This is a genomic window from Gluconobacter sp. Gdi (assembly GCF_014132155.1).
In the GTDB taxonomy this organism is placed as follows: Bacteria; Pseudomonadota; Alphaproteobacteria; order Acetobacterales; family Acetobacteraceae; genus Gluconobacter.
On record NZ_BLJQ01000018.1, the window covers coordinates 1 to 20209 of the forward strand.

At 61.6% G+C, this 20209-nt stretch carries 20 protein-coding genes; 2 read left to right on the plus strand and 18 right to left on the minus strand.

Annotated elements, in window-relative coordinates:
* Positions 1-148: 148 nt before the first annotated feature.
* On the minus strand, positions 149-973 hold the full coding sequence (locus JN414_RS15140; protein WP_202208635.1) for a hypothetical protein: 825 nt from the start codon (positions 971-973) through the stop codon (positions 149-151).
* 646 nt (positions 974-1619) lie between these two features.
* Here JN414_RS15140 and JN414_RS15145 point away from each other — a divergent pair.
* Both JN414_RS15145 and JN414_RS15150 read left to right on the plus strand, forming a co-directional pair.
* On the plus strand, positions 1620-2240 hold the full coding sequence (locus JN414_RS15145) for a Shedu anti-phage system protein SduA domain-containing protein (protein WP_202208636.1): 621 nt from the start codon (positions 1620-1622) through the stop codon (positions 2238-2240).
* 356 nt (positions 2241-2596) lie between these two features.
* A complete protein-coding gene (locus JN414_RS15150) occupies positions 2597-3190 on the plus strand; it encodes a nuclease-related domain-containing protein (protein ID WP_063905495.1) in 594 nt (197 codons plus the stop codon).
* A gap of 12 nt (positions 3191-3202) precedes the next feature.
* Here the strand turns inward: JN414_RS15150 and JN414_RS15155 are convergent, their stop codons facing one another.
* The 17 genes from JN414_RS15155 to JN414_RS15235 all read right to left on the minus strand — a co-directional run bounded on the left by JN414_RS15155 (position 3203) and on the right by JN414_RS15235 (position 20186).
* Positions 3203-3568, minus strand: a complete 366-nt coding sequence (locus JN414_RS15155; RefSeq protein ID WP_062028013.1) for a hypothetical protein — start codon at positions 3566-3568, stop codon at positions 3203-3205.
* Positions 3569-3635: 67 nt separating this feature from the next.
* Positions 3636-4031, minus strand: coding sequence for a hypothetical protein (locus tag JN414_RS15160; RefSeq protein ID WP_062028015.1), 396 nt, complete (start codon positions 4029-4031; stop codon positions 3636-3638).
* Positions 4031-4402 (minus strand): hypothetical protein, encoded by a 372-nt coding sequence (locus JN414_RS15165; RefSeq protein ID WP_062028017.1) that lies wholly within the window; start codon positions 4400-4402, stop codon positions 4031-4033. The genes JN414_RS15160 and JN414_RS15165 overlap by 1 nt, the downstream gene beginning before the upstream one ends.
* 86 nt (positions 4403-4488) lie before the next feature.
* Complete coding sequence (locus JN414_RS15170; RefSeq protein WP_202208638.1) at positions 4489-4986, minus strand: MucR family transcriptional regulator; 498 nt, start codon at positions 4984-4986, stop codon at positions 4489-4491.
* Positions 4987-5268: 282 nt separating this feature from the next.
* On the minus strand, positions 5269-7317 hold the full coding sequence (locus tag JN414_RS15175; RefSeq protein ID WP_202208640.1) for an ATP-dependent helicase: 2049 nt from the start codon (positions 7315-7317) through the stop codon (positions 5269-5271).
* Entirely contained in the window at positions 7314-7985 is a 672-nt protein-coding gene (locus JN414_RS15180; protein ID WP_202208642.1) for a hypothetical protein, read from the minus strand. The genes JN414_RS15175 and JN414_RS15180 overlap by 4 nt, the downstream gene beginning before the upstream one ends.
* The gene (locus JN414_RS15185) at positions 7982-8962 is read right to left on the minus strand and encodes a DUF3991 and TOPRIM domain-containing protein (RefSeq protein ID WP_202208643.1); all 981 of its coding nucleotides are present in this window, start codon (positions 8960-8962) and stop codon (positions 7982-7984) included. Before JN414_RS15185 ends, JN414_RS15180 begins: the two co-directional genes overlap by 4 nt.
* A gap of 576 nt (positions 8963-9538) precedes the next feature.
* The gene (locus JN414_RS15190; protein ID WP_202208644.1) at positions 9539-9709 is read right to left on the minus strand and encodes a hypothetical protein; all 171 of its coding nucleotides are present in this window, start codon (positions 9707-9709) and stop codon (positions 9539-9541) included.
* A complete protein-coding gene (locus JN414_RS15195) occupies positions 9706-9927 on the minus strand; it encodes a hypothetical protein (RefSeq protein ID WP_061500341.1) in 222 nt (73 codons plus the stop codon). Before JN414_RS15195 ends, JN414_RS15190 begins: the two co-directional genes overlap by 4 nt.
* Before the next feature lie 92 nt (positions 9928-10019).
* The gene (gene ssb / locus JN414_RS15200; RefSeq protein ID WP_061500342.1) at positions 10020-10370 is read right to left on the minus strand and encodes a single-stranded DNA-binding protein; all 351 of its coding nucleotides are present in this window, start codon (positions 10368-10370) and stop codon (positions 10020-10022) included.
* 26 nt (positions 10371-10396) lie between these two features.
* Positions 10397-10918 carry a hypothetical protein gene (locus tag JN414_RS15205; protein ID WP_082790631.1) on the minus strand — a complete coding sequence of 174 codons (522 nt, stop codon included), beginning with the start codon at positions 10916-10918 and terminating at the stop codon, positions 10397-10399.
* Complete coding sequence (locus JN414_RS15210; protein ID WP_202208645.1) at positions 10915-11265, minus strand: hypothetical protein; 351 nt, start codon at positions 11263-11265, stop codon at positions 10915-10917. Before JN414_RS15210 ends, JN414_RS15205 begins: the two co-directional genes overlap by 4 nt.
* Positions 11266-11319: 54 nt before the next feature.
* Positions 11320-11448 carry a hypothetical protein gene (locus tag JN414_RS17160; protein WP_255494200.1) on the minus strand — a complete coding sequence of 43 codons (129 nt, stop codon included), beginning with the start codon at positions 11446-11448 and terminating at the stop codon, positions 11320-11322.
* 195 nt (positions 11449-11643) lie between these two features.
* Positions 11644-12051 carry a hypothetical protein gene (locus JN414_RS15220; RefSeq protein WP_202208647.1) on the minus strand — a complete coding sequence of 136 codons (408 nt, stop codon included), beginning with the start codon at positions 12049-12051 and terminating at the stop codon, positions 11644-11646.
* A gap of 71 nt (positions 12052-12122) precedes the next feature.
* Positions 12123-12803 carry an LPD29 domain-containing protein gene (locus JN414_RS15225; protein ID WP_202208648.1) on the minus strand — a complete coding sequence of 227 codons (681 nt, stop codon included), beginning with the start codon at positions 12801-12803 and terminating at the stop codon, positions 12123-12125.
* 188 nt (positions 12804-12991) lie between these two features.
* Complete coding sequence (locus JN414_RS15230) at positions 12992-14854, minus strand: ParB/RepB/Spo0J family partition protein (RefSeq protein ID WP_202208649.1); 1863 nt, start codon at positions 14852-14854, stop codon at positions 12992-12994.
* Between the two features lie 193 nt (positions 14855-15047).
* Complete coding sequence (locus JN414_RS15235) at positions 15048-20186, minus strand: DEAD/DEAH box helicase family protein (RefSeq protein WP_202208651.1); 5139 nt, start codon at positions 20184-20186, stop codon at positions 15048-15050.
* Positions 20187-20209 lie beyond the last annotated feature (23 nt).

A 20209-nucleotide genomic window follows, 5' to 3' on the forward strand; every position in this document is an offset into this window, starting at 1 on the left:
GCCCTAGTGGCTGCACAAAAAGGCCGGACACATGAGAGCACCAGTTCCGTATGTTTCAAGACAAGATTTTCCTTGCGCCATAGAGGCCGTTCACACAAGGGTGAACGAACCCGTCAGGGCCGCCCCAGACCTTCTTTTCTTCTGCCCATTACATCACCCACGGGTCAGGATCGAAGAGATCGAAAAGGATGTCCTTTCCCTCCCGGATCTCTTTCCTCATCTTCCTTTTCAGAATCTTCCGCTCCTGGCGAGCCTTGCGCCTTTTCTTCTCGTCAGCCTTCCAGCACTCCCGCAGGACAGCACGCAGTTCAGGACACTGTGCGCTGACCTGTCCATAGGCCTGACGCCGGAACCGGGCTACGCCGCCGAAACGGTCGATACCTGTCAGCAGGGTGCTCCTGCCGATCCCCGGATAGAAGATCACGCCGAGACCATCCTGCGCATCGGGTGTTGAGGGCAGCCGGAGGAAAAGGGTGGCGAAGCCATCCGAGGTCTCGACCCATCCGGGCGCTGGCCCTGCCAGTTGCCCCAATGGCAGCAGGTCAAAGTCCGGACAGTTCTCAGCTATGGCCGCCGAGAGAGGCGGAGACCTGTGCCAGAAGCTGGCGCTACAGCCCGGCCAGTCTTTTGAGGCGTCCGTCGGAAACAGGATTCCGAAGACGGTGATGAGATCAGCCTCATAGACAAGCTGACCGCCCTGCCATTTGGCAAAGCCCGGATCATCGAAGCAGTCGAAATATTCCATCCCCCGGATACTGACATCGGGGTACTCGTCAGAAAGCCCATCTCCGTGACGGAGGAAGGACGTGCCGATGCCGTTTTCGAGGGTCATCACCAGCGTGGTGTCGTTCTCCCACGCCATCTGGTCCGGTGCGCAGGTCCGGTAGGCGCGCTCTTCGGCGATCTGGCGCAGACGGTCCTGGGGGCCGGTGAGCGTGAAGACTGTTGTGACGGCAGTAGCCACGGAAAACATCCTTTTCTCTTTTCAGATGCTTCCCCGCGAGGCGCAGACGGCTGGACGGGACAATGGCGCGCCCTCCAGGGCGCGGGCCGCGTGCGGCCGAACCATTGTGGCGGCCAGACGGCCTGTGGCGCGTCTTCCCTGTTTTTTCTTTTCTTATTTACAAAGTACGCGTCCGAGGAGTGCACGATTGACGGCTGGTTACGCCTTCATCTCGGACCTCGCGGCCAAAACTTTCTCTTCCCAAGAGCTGACATAGCTGTGCGGCACGCGAACGCGGGCGTCCGCTAATCCCTGCGCGGTTCAGCTCGTCGCGGCCGGTTGCTTATTCGCTAGAGATTTATCCCTGCTTCGCCTACATTGATATGGTGAGGAACAGAGCGATGAGCCATAGCAAACCACAACCATCACTATCACCTACCGCAATCGCGCAGTGGGGCATGATGACGCCGAAAGATTCGAAAGCTCTCCGCGCCTTTTTCGCGGATAAGGCTGAGCTTACAGGCCCAAACACCAAGCGTCTGGAGACTGGCGTGTATGTGTCGCGTGTCAGGGGTAAACGAGTATTGTGGCAGAGGCAGCCTGACGATAGTCTTATAATTTTGACGATCGTTGATGAGTCCTATGCAAGCAGTGGACTCAAGGCAGTTCCAGTGGGATGAGCGATTTTTCTACGATAGTATTCAACCTCACCAACGCTGAAAATGAACTCAACAGCTTCAAGACGTGGTTCGCTACCAAGAAATATATCGGCGAAACAGAGATCGTTTCTGAGATTAAAAGTCGACCTCAAATGGCGTGCCTTCTCGGTTCTGTGCTCAACATACCGGCGCCCGACCTCATCAAATTTGAGCTGACCATGAAGGGCATTTTCCGCACAGACCTTGTGCTCGGCAACGACAATGCTCGCGCGTTCGGGTTAATTGAATTTGAGCCTGCAGAAGAAAAGACTCTCTTTAAGAGAGGAACAGCACAGTATCGTTACTGGGGATCGTCGCTTGAGCATGGATTTGGCCAAGTTATCGACTGGGCATGGGTTCGTGACGATCATCCTAACGACACTGTTTTGGAAAATAGCTTCGGCGGAAAAATCGCAAAAAGCGCATTCGCAGTTATTGCTGGGCGTAATAGCGGGATGAATAGCACAATGGAGAAGCGCCGATTTGAACACCGCCGACACTTAGTTGCCATCGGCGGTCACCACGCGCAGATTATGACCTATGACGACATGGTCCAACGAATGGAGGAAAGCCTAATTACGGCAAAGACATATATCTAGTGAACCGTCTCGGAATTGGCAGGGAGGTTTACGTTTAAGTTCTTAGCAGTTGATCGCCGAAAGACCGGATTTTATCATGGTTGTTCGGGTTCGATCTTCTTCGGAAAGCGGAAAGTTAGCAATATAAGTGTCCGGTTTTTACTGATCTTCCCGCACAAAACAGACATTCCGTTTACCCTCCCTAATTAGGCGTTGGCATCGGCAGAGTGTGACAGATGTTCTCGCGATGCGGTGCCAAATAGAGAGACCGCAAAGTCGCAAAGCACGTCGCTAGAGTCAGGATATCGTTTGCCAGACCAGAGACATGCCATGCGCTTTACCAAGCCCCATACTTTCGCCTGGAGGCGCGCCTTCGTATGGTGCGCCTGAGACTTCGGCCGCGTGGCGGCCCCTCTCGCATCGAGCGGAGCGACAGCGCGCACGCAGCCTGGAAGAGCCTTCAGGCCGAACTCAAAGGCGCGAAAGGCGAAGACAGGATCCGCACCCTCCTGAACGATCTGGGACGGCCAAGCCTCCATGACGTTCGTCTTCCCAAGGCCTCTGGTGATGGCACAACCCAGATCGACCATCTCGTCCTTTTGCCCCGTGCCCTCATGGTCATCGAGACCAAGCACTATGCAGGCCATCTGAGCGGGCATCCGAATGACGAATACTGGCGCCAACGTCTAGGGAAAGAGGAGGATGGCCGCCTGATCTACAGCCCTCTTCGCCAGAATGCAGGCCATTGCGCAGCCGTCCGCGCTGTGACGTCACAGGCCTGTCTGGATGTGGAGATCCTGAATCGCGTGGTCCTGACAGGACGCGCTAGCGTCAGCCCGGCCCTTCAGGCCAGTGTCAGAACCCCGGACGCCCTCGCCGACGAACTGCGACACAACTGCGGAGAGGCGTCAGGACTGATGATGGGCTTGTGGCAGAGGATCGTGCGCGTCGCCCATCACACAAAGAATTAAGCGCGCAACGCCTTATTCCACGGCAATACCGATGGCGGCCGCTGTATACCGGGTTGTCGGAAGGATCCTGACCACCACCTCCCCGCTAACGTCGGAGAGATAGAGAAGCCCGTCTTTCGGGCAGCCCAGAGGGCGCCCATCAGGATCGAGCACCAGGCGAAGGCTGGTGATCGGGCTGACTTCATAAACATGATGCTCGTCCCAGGAGACGAACGCATGAATCCGCCCTTTTTCGACCACCGTATGCAGCGTTCCCGGGAGAATCCCTCGGGTTTTCTGCTTCAAACGCTCTGACATGAACTGACCAACAGCCTCTTTCTGCCGCTCGGTCAGGCTCTCATATGTGCAGGGGGCGGGATAGATCGGTTCACCAGTCACGCGGCCAGTCCTTCCTTGCTGAGATGGATAAGGAAAGCGCCAGAGGGGCCTCCCTTATCGGGACAGGTCAGTGTTTTGCCGACGCCTGGCGTTGCTCGTCAATAAAGTCCGTGACGTCTTTCAGGACGCCATCCGGAATTTCCTCGCCGTCATCAAGATCGACTTCCAGACCTTCAGCCGGTGCCTCCGTGCTGCCAGCAGACAGGCCCAGGCAGAGATCCGGATCTTCGGGATCGTAATCGACCCGCACAGCCCATCCATCCGACAAAAAGACGAAATCGCTGAGCAGGCCGTCATCCTCTAGATCGTCGTCATCCTCAGCCTCATCGGCATCTGACGGCAGATCGGAGGCCTTGCAGACACCTGCATACAGGCCAGGAAAGGCCGTGTTCAGCGCATCCACAATCTGCTGGGTCTGCGGACGGAACGGTCCTGCCTTTGAAACCGGCATCACATCGCTCATCAGTTCAGCTTCCAGCACAAAGAGGACACATGCTGACTGAAGGTCAGACGCGTATTGCCGTTGTGATCGCCGATCAGCTCGCACCGCACCCATTTTGACGGGGAGGTCCGATCCACGAATTTCTCAAGGGTCAGGATATTACCTTCTTCGCCAGCCGACGTGCGAAGAACGTAGCCGGCATCGAGCAGTGTCTGAAGACTTTCGGGAATGGCGGCAAAAGACGTGGACACGGAGGCCGCGTGGCCTTTGGATGTCGGTGTCGGAGGCGCAAACCCCATACTCCCAAGCGCGGGATCGAGGGCCATGGCTGGCGAAAGGGCAGCGGCCGTGAGGCCGGCTGCCAGGGCGAGAGAAGAAAAAAGGCGGGTCACGGTCTGTCCTTGCGGTTCATTGGATCTGAAAAGATCCCTTTACCCCGCAAAGGTAAAGACCGCTTCTGCGACTTCCTAAAAGAGACTCAGCCCTTTGCAGGGCGTCCGCGACGCTTCTCCGGGATTTTCCGCACGGGCACCTCAGGCTCGGTCTCTTCGGGCTCAGGTGTAGGCTGGCTCCGACCACCCTTCGCGGTCCCAAGACCGATCTGATGAGCCAGCTCGGTCCGATGCCGTGAATATCCTGGCGCCGTCATGGGATAGTTGGACGGCAGTCCCCATTTTGAGCGGTACTCATCCGGGGTGAGATTATAGACGCTCTTGAGATGGCGCTTGAGCATCTTCAGCTTCTTTCCGTCTTCGAGACAGATGATGTAGTCCTCGAACACGGACCGCTTCGGATGGACGGCCGGGACCAGCTCAACTGGTTCTGGCTCCGGCGGCTGGCCGGCCGACGCAAGGGCTGTATAAACACTGCGGATCAAATCAGAAATCTGCTCTGCGGGAAGTTCATGGGCACTCACATAGCTTTCCACAATATTGGCTGTCAGACGCCGAAAATCTGTCTCACTATTTGAGGTCATTGCAAATTCCCTTTTCAAATTTCGACTGTGCAGGATCGCACCCTATACGAAAGATAACCTGACAGGTCACTGCGGCCGCGTGGTTCGCGGCATGGGGGCCGGAGCCACGCCTCGTCCCAGGTGACGATGTTCAGAACAATAGTGTGTATCGCCTTTCGGTCCGGTGAACCCGAAAGCTGCGCCCTTCCCGCAAACCTCGCAGTCATAAAGCCAGCCGGACTTCGTCCTGGGCCGCTGAGAGATGTAAGGCCTGTCGTCAGGACTGCGATGATCGGACATGCCTTAAAATCCCATGGCATCAAGAGCGGCCGCCGTATGCCGGAACCGGCCTCCTGTCTCTCTCTTTTTCGATTGCCCCTGCTGGCGCAGCCAGCCCGTCACGCGATGCTCGGCGGGGATTTCCTCAATGAAGCCTGACGGCCTCGCTGAAACACCCTGACGATAGCCGACACTGCTGATCGTGGCCTGTTGCATAGCGCGGGTCAGCGACACATAGGCCAGACGGCGCTCTTCCTCATAATTGCGCTCGCCCATCCCCGGAAAGACTGTCTCCTCCCAGGCTGGCAGGAAGACGTGGGGAAACTCCAGACCTTTGGCCCGATGCATGGTCATGAGCTGCACCCGGTCGAGTCCGCGCTCATTCGGTGAGGCCGTGGCAAGGGCTGCGTGCTCCAGAAGATCCTGAAGCCGGGTAAAGCCCTCGGCCAGCCCGACCAGCTCGAACAGGTTCTGCAAGGCCGTCTCCCCCTCTTCGGACGCGGCCTCCCTCCACATCGTGTAGTAGCCCGTCTCTTTCAGGAGCGTATCGAGGCGATCGCAAAGCCGCATGTCCGGGATCTGCCCGATCCGGGAGACCGTCTCTCGGAAGGCAAGCAGGCTGTCACGCACCTTGGCGGGAAGCGTTGCCGTGGTGACGGCCGCACACAGGCTGAGGCCGCGATCCTGCGCTTCCTGTTCGATCTGGCCAAGCGCCTTGGCGCCAAGGCCTCGCCTGGGCACATTGGCCACGCGCCGGAACGCCTCATCGGACTGGCGACTGTCCGGACAGGCCGCCAGCATCAGGAAAGCGAGCGCGTCCTTCACCACGGCGCGATGATAGAAGCCGACATCGCCGATGATCTCGTAGGGGATACGCGCCTTGAGCAGCGCTTCTTCCAGAGAGCGGGACAGACGGTTAATCCGGTAGATCATCGCCATGTCATGCCAGGCGACACCTTCTGCCGCACGACGTCCCATCTCGGCTGCAATCGCGTCGGCCTCATCTGACGCATAATCGTAGGAGAGCACCTCAATCTTCAGACCGTCGCCCTTCTGGGTAAACAGCGTCTTCGGGATCCGGCCCGGGTCTCGCGCGATGATGGCGTTGGCAGCCTGGAGGATATGATGCGTCGAGCGGAAGTTCTCTTCGAGCTTGAAAAGTCTGGCCCCGTCAAACTCCCGAACGAAGTTCCGGATGAAGCCAATTTTGGCCCCACGCCAAGAATATATTGATTGCGAATCATCGCCCACGGCAAAGAGTTCTCGTGAGTATTCAGACATATAGGTGAGCCACAGCATCTGCGCACGGTTCACGTCCTGAAACTCATCGGCCATCACGGAGGTGAAGCGCTGCGACCACCTGTCACGATAGGATCGGTCATTCATCAGCGCAAGCGTTGGCCACATCAGCAGGTCCGAAAAGTCAGCGGCATTCTGCTCGCGCAGGGTCGCCTGATAGATCTGGTAGAGCCGGACCGCAAACTCCCAGCCTTCGACATCGACCATCTGACGCGCTGCACGGCGGCGCTCGATCAGCCCGCGCACCCAGGCCGGTGCGGCCTCAGGTGTCACAAGGTTCTCCTTCATATGCCCGATCCGCTCGCCCATCTTTTTGACCTGCCGGACGTCACACTTCTTGCCTGTGTCCGGTTCCGGCACAGTGTCGGGGTCCATGGCCTTCATGAGACGACGGATCAGAGCCGTCGCATCGTCTGCATCGCGGATGTCAAAGCCCGGGTGTAACTGGGCAACCTCAGGCTCCGCCCGGAGCTGCCGCGCGCCGAGTCCGTGAAAGGTGCCAAGCCAGAACGGAGCCTGTCCCTCGCCCAAGACGCTCGTGATGCGCTCGCGCATTTCCTGAGCAGCCTTGTTGGTAAAGGTCACGCACAGGATCTGTGACGGGCGCATCCCATACATCTGGATCCGGCACGCCACACCGGCCGTGAGCGTCTTCGTTTTTCCCGTTCCGGCCCCTGCCAGCACCAGCACGCGGCCAAGCGCCATGGCGGCCTCACGCTGCACAGGCGTCAGCGGATCCAGTACGGGTGCGAGGGATTGGGGATAAGCGCTCATGCGGGCACCTGCTCAACCGGATAGACTTCAGACGCCACCGGATCCTCAACGGCCACGACATTGCTGCTGTCGGTAAAGAGGGTCAGCGGATGATAGAGATTGAAGCCCTCATGAGGGCCGTCCCACCGTCCGGCAATGACGAGGGCCAGTGCGCGGTTCAGGCCGCTGCCCAGCCACACGAGCTGATGCGGGACCGGCATCTCCGGCGCTTCAGGATCCGTACAGCCGAGGCGGCGCGCATGATCCATCCAGATCGCCGAGGCCTTTTCGTGGCCCAGCATGTTGAAGGTCAGGCCGCTCTTGAGAACCATCTGGTCGATATGCTGGCGGGCCGTTGATCGTGTGTCGTTATACATCATGACGTCCTCAAAAGCCTTGGGGCAGGCTGACAAAGTGAGCGTTGGGAGTTCAGGTCCGTTCAGACGGACAATCATGGACTTGCGGGTGAAGACGATCAGCTCGCCGTCGCGGTCCCAGGCGTCGTTCAGGCGATCGCCGCCGATCACGACCCCCTGCACCAGACCCTCGGGCGTCTGCGCCTCACAAAAGACCTCAGGGGCAGAAGATCCCACCCCGGCACGCTTCCAGACCTTCATGGCCTCAGTGTCCTGCCGCCACAGGATCAGGGTGACGGCCTGCCAGCTCAGACGGGATTTACTCTGTTTCATGCGGCCACGTCCTGACGGGCGCGGCGCTGCAGGACCGCGTTCCAGTCCTTGTCCCGGGCACTGGGTGAGTAGCGCAGGGGTTTCAGCCCGGCCTCACGGATCATGGGCGCATAGATCTCTTCGTAACGGTCACCCTGGGCATCGCAGTCCACGGCAATCATGACGCGGCCGCCTGCCTCAAGGGTGCCAAGAAGCGCACGGAACTCCACCAGGGCCTCTGGGCTCATGCCGCCACCTGATGAGACATACAGGCTGGGTTCGAAATTGAACGGGTCCATGGCGGCATAGGACAGCACGTCGATGGCAGACTCACCGATGACCAGACGAACGGGCGTCTCCCCTTTTTCGCCAGTCCTCATCCGAAAGAGCAGCTTGCCACCGCCGCCCGAGGAGAAGCCGCGATAGTCCGGACCGCGCATTTCCATGCCAGTCAGCTCACCGGCATTGTTGCTATGAGCGAACCACGCCGTGCCCTTCATGCCTTCACGCAGGAGGCCCTGCTGGATCGCCAGATGAAGGATGCTTTCCGGCAACGCCCGGTCGCGGGTCAGATAGATCCAGGCGGCCGACCCCGGCTGGGGCGCCTGACGGTTCTTCCACATATATTTCGGATCACGCGCGGGCTTGCGCTCCTTCGGTTCTGCCACGTACTCGGCCCCGCTCGGCGTGAGACCGAGCATCTTGCGCAGTTCCACGCGCGCGCCGCCCAGTGTCATTCCCGGATTGAGGAACCGCACAAGGTCAATCACGGAGCCCTTGGTGATGGACGCGGAATTATGCGGATCCCACCAGCCCTTGCCGCCGTGGGTCACGATGATGCTCTCGCCCTTCTGCCGACGAAAGCGCATGTGACGGGCGGAACTTTCGGACCGGGCGAACCTGTAACCGGCTTGTTCCAGAACAACGATGCAACTGATCTCGTCACGAAACTTCTGGAGTTCGTCGTTCATCTGCTGGGGCGAGTTCTGGTAAGCCATGGCGGAATATCCTCCCGAACGTCCGTTACTTTCGATCTGTGGTAAGTATAGTAAATTCCCGCCATAATATCCAATGAATACAACGGAATAGCGCGGAATATATTTACTTGTTTTGGTGAAATAGTTCTTGCGTCCAGAGCGACAAAAACCGGTTTTTCTTGTTCGTCCTGCGGGGGTTTCGGGGGCAGCGCAGCCCCCGGTGTTGCCGCTGAAAGGAGATGTGTGGAGACGTTTTTCTCGTCCCGTCCTGCCAGGAACACGACAGTTGCGGGCCGAGGGTGTCAGGACCGGAAGACTGCGGATCGGCAAAAGCGGGTTGCGGGCAGCGCGGGACACCGTCCTGCGATGAACGCGGCCCTCTTTTGACGAAAGACGCGGTCTGGAGCCCGAAGGGTTGTCTTGAGACCCTCGGTCCGTGACTGTCACACTGATCGCATGACGGCGAGGTCGGAACACAGCTCCGTGCCACCCCGCAAGGGGTGGTTGAAGCGGCAACGTCTGATGGTTCGGCATGAACGGATCCTTCAAGAAGTGTCACCAGTCTGCCCGTGCCATCTGCGACTGATGCCCCCGGCCTCAGCTTTTTTTCGAAGGCCCTGTGTCGGCCATCCCGTCTTCGTCCTTCTTCGTCTGCCCTTTCTGTCGCTCCAGGTCCGCCAGTGTGCGTCTCACGGCCTGTGAGAACCGCGTTTTTCCGTCCCAGAAACGGCGTGAATACGCGCGGCGGTCCACCATCGCCGTCCTCATGCCACACCTTCCGGACGATCGAGGCTGTCCAGGAGCTTCTCCTGCGAGCGGCGACGCAGCGTCGCGGCCTTGCGGCGGAAACCGGCCGTCAGGCGCGATGGCAGCATGAGGGACTGATCCGTGTCCTCCAGGAGCACGGCCTCAGCCATGAGGCGGACACTCAGGGCGCGCGCCTGACTGCGAGGGACTGTGAGAGGAGCGGGCGTCGAATAGAACATAAAACCTCCTGAGACCCGCCTCTGTCAGGAAGCGGGTATAAAAAGACCGGCTCCAGGGCCGGTTTACGTGCGTGTTTCGAAGACAGAGGGCGTCAGCGGCCTGTGTCGGTGAGGATCCTCACGTCCCCGTCCTGGGCGCTCACGACGATCTCGGGTTCAGGCGGCCCCTGATCGGTACCCGGGCGGACTTCGTAAGCGCCGCGCACGAACACGAGTTGACCCTTGCGGGCGCGTCGCTCCAGAAGATCCGTCAGAAAGTCGTTGTGGCAGACGATCCTGTGCCACACGGTCTGGGGGACGCGGCGGCCGGTGTGTGTGTCGGTGCGGTGGCTGTCCGTCGCCAGACGGAAGAAGGCCACACGGTGTCCGTCCTGCCCCGTGCGGATCTCGGGATCCGCGCCAAGGTTGCCAATGACGATGGCAAGGCTGAGGGTCTGAGCCATTGCTCTGTCCTTTTCTCTGGCCCGTGTCAGAAAAGCTCGGCCTGCACGGGCGCGGCAGGGAGAGGCTGGTGTTCGGATGGCAGGGCGATCCGGAAGCGTTGCGCCAGGCGGGCCAGATCGGCCCGGTCGCGTGCCTCCTGCTCGGCGGCAAGGGCGCGCGTGTAAGCGTCGATCAGCCCACTGCCGATGATGCGGTTGCGGATGTCGCGTTCGACGTCCGACCAGGTCCAGGCCGGATCGCCATAACAGCCGTACAGGACGATGCCGCGCAGGAAGCCCAGACGCGCCTGTGTCGTGGAGAACTGCGCCCCCCAGAAGCCGTGGATGTCGTAATGGGCGATATGCCCGAACATCTGGCTCAGGCGGTTGTAAAGCGTGCGGTTCCACGCACTCTGCGGAAATCCGCGTGCGATGAAGGACAGCAGCGCGTTCCCGATTTTCGCCTTCTCGACCGCGTCGCTGAACTGCGTCGCGGTGAGGCCCTGAGGCTGGATCGGAGGCCGTCGCAGCGACGGACACGCGATGGACGCTGGCTCGGGGCCGTTCATGACCGCACCTCGCGGTCAAGCATCGCCTCGACCTCGGCGAGATAGGCTTTGAACGGCGTCTCTTCAGGGATCGTCCTGATCCACTGCTCGGTACCGAGGGAGCCTTTCCAGCGGGCGTCGCAGAAGCCCTCGGGATGATCGCTCCCACGCTCGGGTGTCACAGACACCAGAAAGGAGGCTTCCGGGTGGTCGTCGTGCAGGCGTGCACCGTATGCGGCTACTGCCGCCCGGATTTCCGCAAGGTCAGTCGCTTCAATCCGTGTCTGTCTGTAGCGGTCAGGGGACGAACAGGAGATGAGGCTCCCGTGAGAGGCCGCAGGGATGGCAGCCAGAGTGTATGTCGGCATGGTGATCTCCACACAGGACAGGGCCGCCCGTGAGGGCGGCTGATCTCGGATCGGTCAGAGAAAGGCGGGAAGCACCACCACCAGAACGATGAAGGTTGCAAAAAGCGCTGCACCTCCTACGAAGCCCGCGACTTCGAGCCACTCTGTGCGGTTGCGGGGACGCAGATCGGAAAAGTCGGCCATGTCATTCTCCTGTTTTCTTTCATGACCTCTTCCGGCGACCGCAGCGGAGACTGGCTGGCAAAGGCGCTGCAACGCAGCGGGATCGGACGACCCGCAGCGCAGCGAGGACACGGCCGACCCACCCTTTGCCAGACAGGCTCCGGTGTGGTGCCTGCCCTCTCCTTTTTCCCTTCCCCCTTTTTCTTTTCCCGTCTCCTACTGCGCGAGATTGGCGACCTGCCGCGCCAGGCGGGCGCAGAGCGCACGCGTCACGGGATCGTCCTCGTCCACGATGGCCCCGGTCAGAACCGGCAGAAGGCGGCGCGCTTCAGGGGCGGAGAGATCCAGATGCCAGCACGCGCCGATCTGCGTGGCCACCGCATCCGGCTGATCGACCGGGCGGACGGACACCGAGACCTCATTGCCGTCCACGTTTTCGGGTTCGAGAACGGCGTTCTGACCGTCTGGCAGGCGAACAGGGCGCAGCCCGCTTTCATTCGCATCGTCGGCCGTCGCGTCCAGTACAAGCTGACCGGCTGCCTCGGCCGTCTCGGCCTCGACCTGAAAGTTGACGCGATCGGAGAGAAGCTGGCGCTCGCTGAGCGTCACAATAAAAACAGGCATGTCGGGCTCCAGAAATGGAAAAGGCCGCCCCGGAACGGGCGGCCTTGAAGGGCGGACGAAAAAAGAGAGGCTCAGTCACTCACAAATTCGGAGCTGCCGAACACATCCTGCCAGGGGCTGTTGCTGGTCAGGTGGCAGTCTGACTGCCAGTCGTAATATCCGGACTTGAACCGCGAGGTGATGGCCTGGAGGGTTTCGGTCGCCGTCTCGTCCAGATCCTCCTCGGTCCGCACGGTCACACTGCCGTAGTGGCTCTTGCGGACGGAAAACTTCACCTTCGGGAAAGCCTTCTTCAGCATCCGGCGGATGTTTTTGGCCGCCAGCGTGCCGCTGCTGTCGTCGCCCTGCTCCAGATGGGCATAGTCCGGATTGACGCGGAGTGCTGCGACCTCGGCGGCATGTTCGGCTTTCGCGCGGGCTTCGGCTGCCACCTTCTCAGCCTCAACCTCTTCGGCATGGGTGCGGAGGAAGGCGATCTCCTCAGCGCTTGCCAGTTTCTTGTCGGCTTCGATCCGCCACTGGACACCGCGCAGAATGGCCTCGGGCAAACGACGGGAGATCGAGCCACAGGCAAAGACGATATCGTAGGAGGCGCTCCCGCCCGACACGATGGCCCCGCCACGCGACAGGGACCGGACGGTGGTCGGGCTTTCCTTGCCGTAAACAGCCATGACGATTCCGGCTCCCCGGCTGTAGAGATGGGTATAAACGCGGGTGCCGACCTGAATGGGAGCGAGTGAGGGGACGAACATCGTCTGATCCTTTTCCTTTGGATTTTCGTGATGTCTTCTCCAGCGTCAGCGCGGGACGGCCGGGTCAAAAGCGGCGCGTGCGCCGGCACCGGAGGCGGCGAAGCCGGTGAGGAGCCACCTTTTGACCCGGACGGAGCGCGATGGCAGCGCCCCTCCCCTCCTTTCCTTTTCTTTTCCCGCTCCCTGCTTCAGGCCACGACAACGATTTCGAGGTGGTCCCGCATGAACTGCATGGCCTCGTTGTGCTCCGACGGCTCGGGCTCGGGCGCTTGCAGAGAGAAAGTCTCTTCGGAGTCCGGCTCCGTCACTGGCACGACAGGGCCGTTCGACAGATCGGCCTCATCATCGGCTGCTCCATCGAAATCATCTTCAGGCATCTCGTCCAGGTCCTCATCGTCCACCACGCTTTCCAGCTCCCGGATCTTCGCCTGTTTTTTCTTCTGCTTTTGCGTCCAGACGTCCTGCGCCTGCGCAAACGATGCGACCTCGGGCAGCCAGTGGCCTTCCCCGACATGGTTCATGAGGACCGCACGCATCTCCTTGCCGGTGTTCTGCGGCGCAAGGCCTTCGGTCTGAACCGCTTTGGTGATGCCGGGCTTGCTGTAGCATTTGAGGAACGCCTCAAAGGCCATGCTCGGCATCTTCTGGTCGGCTCCGAACAGAACGCCCACGAGCTGCGCGGGCAGGCCACTGCCGCTGTGCATCGACACGTCGCAGTTCAGGATGCTTTGCAGGACTGCGACGGCATGGCGGCGGATCAGCGTCTCGTCACGGACAAGGCTACCTTCGGGGAACAGGTCAGCCATCGCGAGCGTGCGCGCGGTTGGCTCTGACCAGTTGTTTCCGCTGGCATCGCCATGCACACGGACGTTCTCGGCTTCCAGCGCCAGCAGGAGGGCTGCGATCAGCTCCCATGGATCGGCTGTCTCGGCCACCTCGCCGAGGGCTTCGCGCAAAGCGACGGTGCGGATCTCGCCGATCATCTTGTGGCCGGTCCCGGAAACGTCCGGTCGTTCCTTGGGGGCTTCGGGCTCTGCGGATACGTTCGCGTGGCTCTGTGTAAAGGCAACAGACGGACGGCAGCGTTCTTCCACGATCTTCAGGGTCCGGGGATTAAGGCCGTAGCCCATGACCTCCCCCTCCTGTGTCGCCATCCAGGTGCCCATGGTGATGAAGCCTTCGGGCGCGCGGACGTATCCGTACTCATCCGAGGCCAGGACGATGGAGTTTTCGGGCCGCTCATTGTCCAGCCAGTCCTGCTGTGCGGCCGCGTAAGCCGTGGCATCGAGCGTATAGCGGCTGTCCGTATCGGCTTCGGCAAACAGATCCTCCATCCAGACGATATTGTGCCTGCGGGCAATCTCGTCGCCAAACCGGGCGTCGCGGGCGTACCATTCCTTCTGCTCAAGGTTCCGGGCGAGTGCCCCCCAGGCCACGGTGTCCTCCGGATCTTCGGCCTTCACGCGATACTCGGCCGGATCCTCGTCGTCTTCGACGCTTTCGGAAAACATTTCCGCCCATGCGTCACGCTGCTCCTCCAGAGAGGCCTGCGCGATGATCTTGCGCTGCCGCTCATCAGGGCCTCGGCCAAGAGCGATGGCATCCAGAATGGGCGGGTGCAGCTTCGCCAGAAGGCTGAGACGCTTGAGATAGCTCGGCGTCACCATCAGGGCTGCGCAGACCTGCGGGTCTGTATAGCCAAGCTGCTCGCGCAGGCGGGTGACGCTGTTCCACTGTTCCGGCTCCGTCATGTCGAGACGCACGAAGTTCTCACTGACGGCGGCCAGGGCATCAAGGTCTTCGCTCTGGTCTCCGACATAAACGTCGATCTCGGTCAGACCGGCATAGATGGCGCCTTCTGTCCGACGGTGGCCTGCCACGATCATCAGGCGGCCGTCTTCCAGTTCCCGGACGGCCGGGGGATGGAGGATGCCAATCGCCTTGATGTTGAGCGCGAGCTTGCGCAGTTCTTCAAGGCTTCCGATGGAAGAGCGCGGATTGTTCGGGTTGGGCACAAGGGTTTTCGGATCAACGCGGCGAAGCTCGGCCATGGGACGCTCTTTCTATGATTTTTCAGATGTCCCTCCCGCGTCACGGGCCAGCCAGCCGCGCAAGGCCGCGCGAAGCGCGCCCGGCCTGAGCCTTGCGCGGCTGGCTGGTTCGTGACAGCCCCGCCTTTCCTTCTTGTCCTTCCTGCTTTTCCTCTCCCCTACTGTGTCCATTCCGGACACAGTAGGGGCAGCATCAGGCCGCCTCTACGACCACGGCCTGATCTTCCAGCGCTGCCTTTGCCTCGGCTGCTTCAGCCTTCTCCGCTTCCTCGCGGCGTTGCGTATCGGCTGCCAGATCCGCCTCCAGGGCCGCCATGGCCTCGCGTTTCTCCTGCAACAGCGCCGCCTCCGGGAACGCCAGCCCCACACGGGCGCGATAGCCGGGCAGCTTGCGCTCGGCTTCCTCCACCTGACGGCGTGCGTCCGCCAGTTCCGCCTCGAACCGCAACAGCGCGTTCTCGATGCGGCTGACCAGCCCGACCGGGCTTGTCTCGCGGTCGAAGTCCATGCCGAGGATCCGCCCGTCCAGCACAAGACCGAGGGTCGCGTCCCATGTCTCTTCCCCGTCGAAGCGGGTGCGCCAGGTCTCGCACAGGATCTCGAAGCCGCCGATCGTGCCAAGCGTCCACTTGCCTTTCTCCCCGGACTTCGCCGCAAGGCGGGCCTGCGAGAGAAGCCACAGACCGGCCTTCTCACGCTCGGTCATCTCCCGATCCTTGCGCACCAGCCGGAACGCTTCACCGCGTGTGGGCTCACGCCGTGCGATGTCGTTCTGAAGACGCGGGATCACAGCCTGCGCCGTCTCACGGTCACGCTCGGCACGGTCGATGGCACGACGGACGTTATACTGATCGTCGTGATGCGCGGCCTGCAACCGTTCCAGACGCGCCAGCTCGGCCTCCAGTCCCGCCTTCTGCATCAGGCGTTCATCTCCTGACGCAAGCGCCTTCGCCATCGCGAACTGGTTGGCTTCCGCCCCCACATCTTCCAGACGGCGGATCGTCCGGTCTCCGGACATGGCAAGGCAGATGAACTTCTGCTTGCGCTCCAGCATCTGCCAGTTCGTCGCGTCCACCGAGCCCTTCAGGGCGTAGGCGTAGAGCTGGATCACCGGGTTCTGGTTGCCCTGTCGCTCGATCCGGCCCTCGCGCTGGATGATGTCCGAGACCAGCCAGGGCACATCAAGGTGATGCAGGGCGATCAGGCGCTGCTGCGCGTTCACACCCGTTCCCATGGTCGCGGACGATCCGATCAGGATGCGCTTGCGCCCGGAGTTCATGTCCCGAAAGAGCGCCTGCTTGGCCGTGCTCTTCTTGTAGTGCTGCATGAAGGCGATCTCGTCGCGCGGGATGCCCATGCGGATCAGCTCATCGCGGATCCAGCGATAGGCCGAGAAACCGCGTGTCTCCAGCGCGGATTCCGTGCCCAGATCCGAGAAGATCATCTGCGTGGCACCGGGCAGGTCGTACTCCCGTCCCGTCTCAGGGTCGGTGTAGCGATTGGCGGACGTGTTCTGCCAGATCTCAAAGACCTTGCGGATCATGACGTTCAGCTTGTTGCTGTTGTCATTCGCCGCCCAGTTCCGCACGAAACGCAGGTCGATGGCAGCGTGCCGGGCATCGGTGATGACGGACAGCAGGATGTCGTCGCCCTTCTGGGGCTTGCCCGTGCGCTCTTCAATTTTCTTGATCCGCTCGGCGAGCGTCTTCTGATACTCGCGGAAAGCGTCCCCGCTATCGGCCACGACGATCTCACGCCTGCCGCCCGCAATCTCGGGCAGTTTCACGTAGCGTCGCAGGTCGTCCTGCTGCACGACGTCGGCAAAGTCGCGATACATCGCCATCAGATCCGCGACGTTCACGAACTCCGAAAAGCGCGTGACAGGCTTGTAAAGCCCGCTCGGCTGAAGCTCCAGCTCCGTGCGGGTCTCGCCAAAGCTGGCGGCCCAGGCGTCGAACTCGTGCAGGCCACGCTCGACAAGGGCTGGCAGGTCCATGAACCGCTGGATCGAGAACATCTCGCCCAGGGTGTTGGTAATCGGCGAGCCTGACGCCATGACCAGAACGCGCTCGGGATTACGCTTGGCGAGGTAGCGCGTTTTCACGAACAGATCCCAGGCGCGCTGGCTGCCGTTCGGGTCGATCCCCTTCAGGTCGGACTGGTTCGTGCCGAAAGACAGCTTGCGGAACTGCTGCGCCTCGTCCACGAGGATCTGGTCCACCCCGATCTCGCCGAGATGCACGAGATCGTCCTTGCGGCTGGACAGGGCCTTCAGCTTGGCTTCCATCCCTTCCTTCAGGCGCTCGATGCGCTTGCGCGACAGACGGTCGTCCCGGTTCACATTCTCCAGAAGGCTTTCGTAGGACGCGATCTGGTCCTCGACCATTTCCTGCTCGAACGCGCTCTCGACCGGCACGAACTTGAAAGCGTCATGCGTGATGATGATCGCATCCCAGTTCCCGGTGGCTGCCCGTGCCAGGAACCGCTTGCGCTTGTCCTTCACAAAGTTGGTTTCGTCGGCCACGAGGATCTGCGCGTTCGGGTAGAGCATCATGAACTCACGCGCCATCTGCGCAAGGCAGTGTCCCGGCACCACGATCATACCCTTGGAAATCAGACCGAGGCGCTTTTGCTCCATCACGGCCGCGCACATCGAGAACGTCTTCCCGGACCCCACGGCGTGCGCCATGTAGGTGCTGCCCTTGGCGATGATCCGCCAGATCACCCGCTTCTGATGGTCGCGCAGGCTGATCGCCGTGCTGGCTCCCGGCAGTTTCAGGTGGGAACCGTCGAACGTGCGCGGGACAAGGTTGTTGAACGCATCGTTATACAGCCGCACCAGACGCTCGGCGCGGTCAGTGTCCTGCCAGACCCACGTTTCAAACGCGGTCTTGATCGCGGCCAGTTTCTCCTTAGCCGCCTCGGTCTCTTTGGTGTTCAGTTCACGGTGTTCGCCATTCACATCGCGCCAGGTGTCCCAGATTTTCGGGCTGGCCTGATTGAGCGCATCATCCAGCAGATCCCCGGCATGACGGCGCTGTGTTCCCCAGACCGAGGTGGCCTCCGCCTTGCCGGAAAAGCCGCTCTTGTCCACGCTCCAGGTCGCCACCTCCATCGTGTGGTGAATGGTCGTGCGAACCCCCATGACCTCTGCAACAAAGGCCTCGACATCTGGCACCGGGATCCACGGAGCACCCAGGCGGGCCGTAATGTCGGACGGGCGCAGGTCTTCGGGCTGGACCTCTTCAAGGGCGGCGACGTTGCGCAGATAGCGTCGGTCGCGCTCGGCAGCCTCCCGGGCCTGCGCTAGCTTGGTGCGGACCGCCCCTGACAGGGCCTCGTCGGCCGTCACCCAGACCTCACGGCCGCCTGTGCTGCGGATCGGATCGAGATAGACCGAGGATCCGAGTTCGGCGAGCACCTCCTCACCTGGGCGGCCCAGAAGCTCCGCCATACGCTCGACGTCCACGCCGCCTGTCTCGTGCAGGGAGACCGCCAGCGCATCATGGGCGCCGTGAACCTCGGGCTCGGACGGTGCCTGAATCACGCGCTCGCTGAAGATCGGACCCGGACGGCCGGTCTGGCCTTTCTCGTCATACTCCTCGATCGAGCTGACCAGCCACACATCCGGATCGTCGTAGAAGGGCTGAAGGTTCGGACGGCGCTGTGTGGACTTCTCCTCTCCCGTCTCCACATCCACGCGGGTCGTGGTGTTGGTGAGGTTGATCGGCCCGAACTGACGGCTGAAGGCCTGATACGCGCGTTTGAGATCCGCCTGATGCGCACTGTAGGGCAGGTTCTCCACCTGAGCGCGAAGCACCAGACGGGCCGCGTCCCTCACAGGAATCAGACCCTTGATGATGGCCGCGTGCTTCTGGAAGATCCCTTCCTTCTGCTCGCCTTTCTTCACCTTCACCAGCACGGTTTCGCCGTCGATGATCTGGTGCAGCACGCCCTTGTGCAGGAGGTAGCTGCCCTCTTTGAGCAGGGCACCGTCTGCGGCCGTTCCGACCTCGGCGGCGTGGTTATCCTGCACTGTCGCAACATCGAGCGTCTGCGGGGTCGGGAAGCGGGCCAGCGAAGAGAGACGGCCAAGGGCCAGTGGCAGGGCCTCGTCCAGCATCTGGAGCGGATTGGCCTTGCAGGTGTATTCGGGTCCGAACTGACCGCTCGTCCAGTCATGCCGGCCGAGAACCTGCTGGCCGTTTTCCGCGAAATAGCGGTTGATCCGCAGCGGGCCTTCGCCCTGATCGGTGTCCTCCAGCGCAGCCACGTCCAGCCAGGTGGCATCGCCTGCATCCTCGCCCGGTGCGCGGCGGCGGAACACGAGCACGTCCACCACGACGTCGGTTCCGGCATCGTCACGCATGGCTCCGGCGGGCAGGCGTGCGCCACCCACGAAATCGGCCGTCTCGAAGATCGTGCGCCGTGCGCTGGCATCGGACTTGTCCATCGTCCACCGGGACGTCACGAACATCGCCACGGCTCCGGGACGCAAACGGGAGATGGACCGGGCGATGAAATAATCGTGCAGGGACAGGCCAAGGCGTCCCAGTTCGTCCGTGCCCCGGACCGTGCGGTTGCTGAAGGGCGGGTTGCCGATCACCAGATCGTAGCGCTCCGCCAGCTTGGCCGTCGTGAAGTCTTCGGACCGGACCCACTGGTTCGGAAACAACCTGCGCGTGATCCGGGCCGTCAGCGGGTCGTTCTCGATTGCGGTCCAGGCGGTTTTCGGGGCCAGCTTCGGAGGCACGCTCGCCATGAAAAGCCCCGTGCCACAGCCCGGCTCCAGCGCACGGCCACCCCGGAACCCCATCTGCGCCGCCAGATCCCACATCGCATGGACGATCAGCTCGGGCGTGTAATGGGCGTACTGCGTGGCCCGTGCCAGACCCGCCCGCTCCTGCTGGCTGGTCAGTTCCTCAAGCTGGCTGCCGATCTCTTCCCACCCTGCCCGGAAGGTCTCTCCCGCACGCGGAAACAGGCTGTTGGCCAGCTCTCCGGCCCCGAACCCTGTGAAACGGGCAAGGACGGCCTGCTCGTCGGCGCTGGCGTTGCGGTCTTCTGCTTCCAGCGTGGCCAGAAGGCGGATTGCCGCAAGATTGTCCCGCGCTCGCTCTTTCCAGCCCTGGGCGAGGCCACGCGTTCCGGTCAGGGCGAAGTCCACCTTCGGCAGGACAGCGGGGATCGGGGCCGGGGCCTGTGTCGCCTGTCGGGCCGCAGCGGCGGCTTCCTCAAGGGCGCGGTCTCCCGGAAGCTCGCCCCAGTACAGATTGGACTGGCTGCCGCCGAGTGCTGAGGTGTCGAAGAAGCTCAGTTGAGACGTGGACATGGAAAAACTCCGGACAAGCGGCA

Excerpts from the sequence above, each read along its gene's own strand:
- JN414_RS15180 (WP_202208642.1), bottom strand. The coding sequence starts at position 7,985 with ATGAAACAGAGTAAATCCCGTCTGAGCTGGCAGGCCGTCACCCTGATC.
- JN414_RS15230 (WP_202208649.1), bottom strand. The coding sequence starts at position 14,854 with ATGGCCGAGCTTCGCCGCGTTGATCCGAAAACCCTTGTGCCCAACCCG.
- JN414_RS15210 (WP_202208645.1), bottom strand. The coding sequence starts at position 11,265 with ATGCCGACATACACTCTGGCTGCCATCCCTGCGGCCTCTCACGGGAGC.
- JN414_RS15150 (WP_063905495.1), top strand. The coding sequence starts at position 2,597 with ATGGTGCGCCTGAGACTTCGGCCGCGTGGCGGCCCCTCTCGCATCGAG.
- ssb (WP_061500342.1), bottom strand. The coding sequence starts at position 10,370 with ATGGCTCAGACCCTCAGCCTTGCCATCGTCATTGGCAACCTTGGCGCG.
- JN414_RS15145 (WP_202208636.1), top strand. The coding sequence starts at position 1,620 with ATGAGCGATTTTTCTACGATAGTATTCAACCTCACCAACGCTGAAAAT.
- JN414_RS15140 (WP_202208635.1), bottom strand. The coding sequence starts at position 973 with ATGTTTTCCGTGGCTACTGCCGTCACAACAGTCTTCACGCTCACCGGC.
- JN414_RS15205 (WP_082790631.1), bottom strand. The coding sequence starts at position 10,918 with ATGAACGGCCCCGAGCCAGCGTCCATCGCGTGTCCGTCGCTGCGACGG.
- JN414_RS15220 (WP_202208647.1), bottom strand. The coding sequence starts at position 12,051 with ATGCCTGTTTTTATTGTGACGCTCAGCGAGCGCCAGCTTCTCTCCGAT.
- JN414_RS15175 (WP_202208640.1), bottom strand. The coding sequence starts at position 7,317 with ATGAGCGCTTATCCCCAATCCCTCGCACCCGTACTGGATCCGCTGACG.
- JN414_RS15170 (WP_202208638.1), bottom strand. The coding sequence starts at position 4,986 with ATGACCTCAAATAGTGAGACAGATTTTCGGCGTCTGACAGCCAATATT.
- JN414_RS15235 (WP_202208651.1), bottom strand. The coding sequence starts at position 20,186 with ATGTCCACGTCTCAACTGAGCTTCTTCGACACCTCAGCACTCGGCGGC.
- JN414_RS15225 (WP_202208648.1), bottom strand. The coding sequence starts at position 12,803 with ATGTTCGTCCCCTCACTCGCTCCCATTCAGGTCGGCACCCGCGTTTAT.
- JN414_RS17160 (WP_255494200.1), bottom strand. The coding sequence starts at position 11,448 with ATGGCCGACTTTTCCGATCTGCGTCCCCGCAACCGCACAGAGTGGCTC.
- JN414_RS15185 (WP_202208643.1), bottom strand. The coding sequence starts at position 8,962 with ATGGCTTACCAGAACTCGCCCCAGCAGATGAACGACGAACTCCAGAAG.
- JN414_RS15195 (WP_061500341.1), bottom strand. The coding sequence starts at position 9,927 with ATGTTCTATTCGACGCCCGCTCCTCTCACAGTCCCTCGCAGTCAGGCG.
- JN414_RS15160 (WP_062028015.1), bottom strand. The coding sequence starts at position 4,031 with ATGAGCGATGTGATGCCGGTTTCAAAGGCAGGACCGTTCCGTCCGCAG.
- JN414_RS15190 (WP_202208644.1), bottom strand. The coding sequence starts at position 9,709 with ATGAGGACGGCGATGGTGGACCGCCGCGCGTATTCACGCCGTTTCTGG.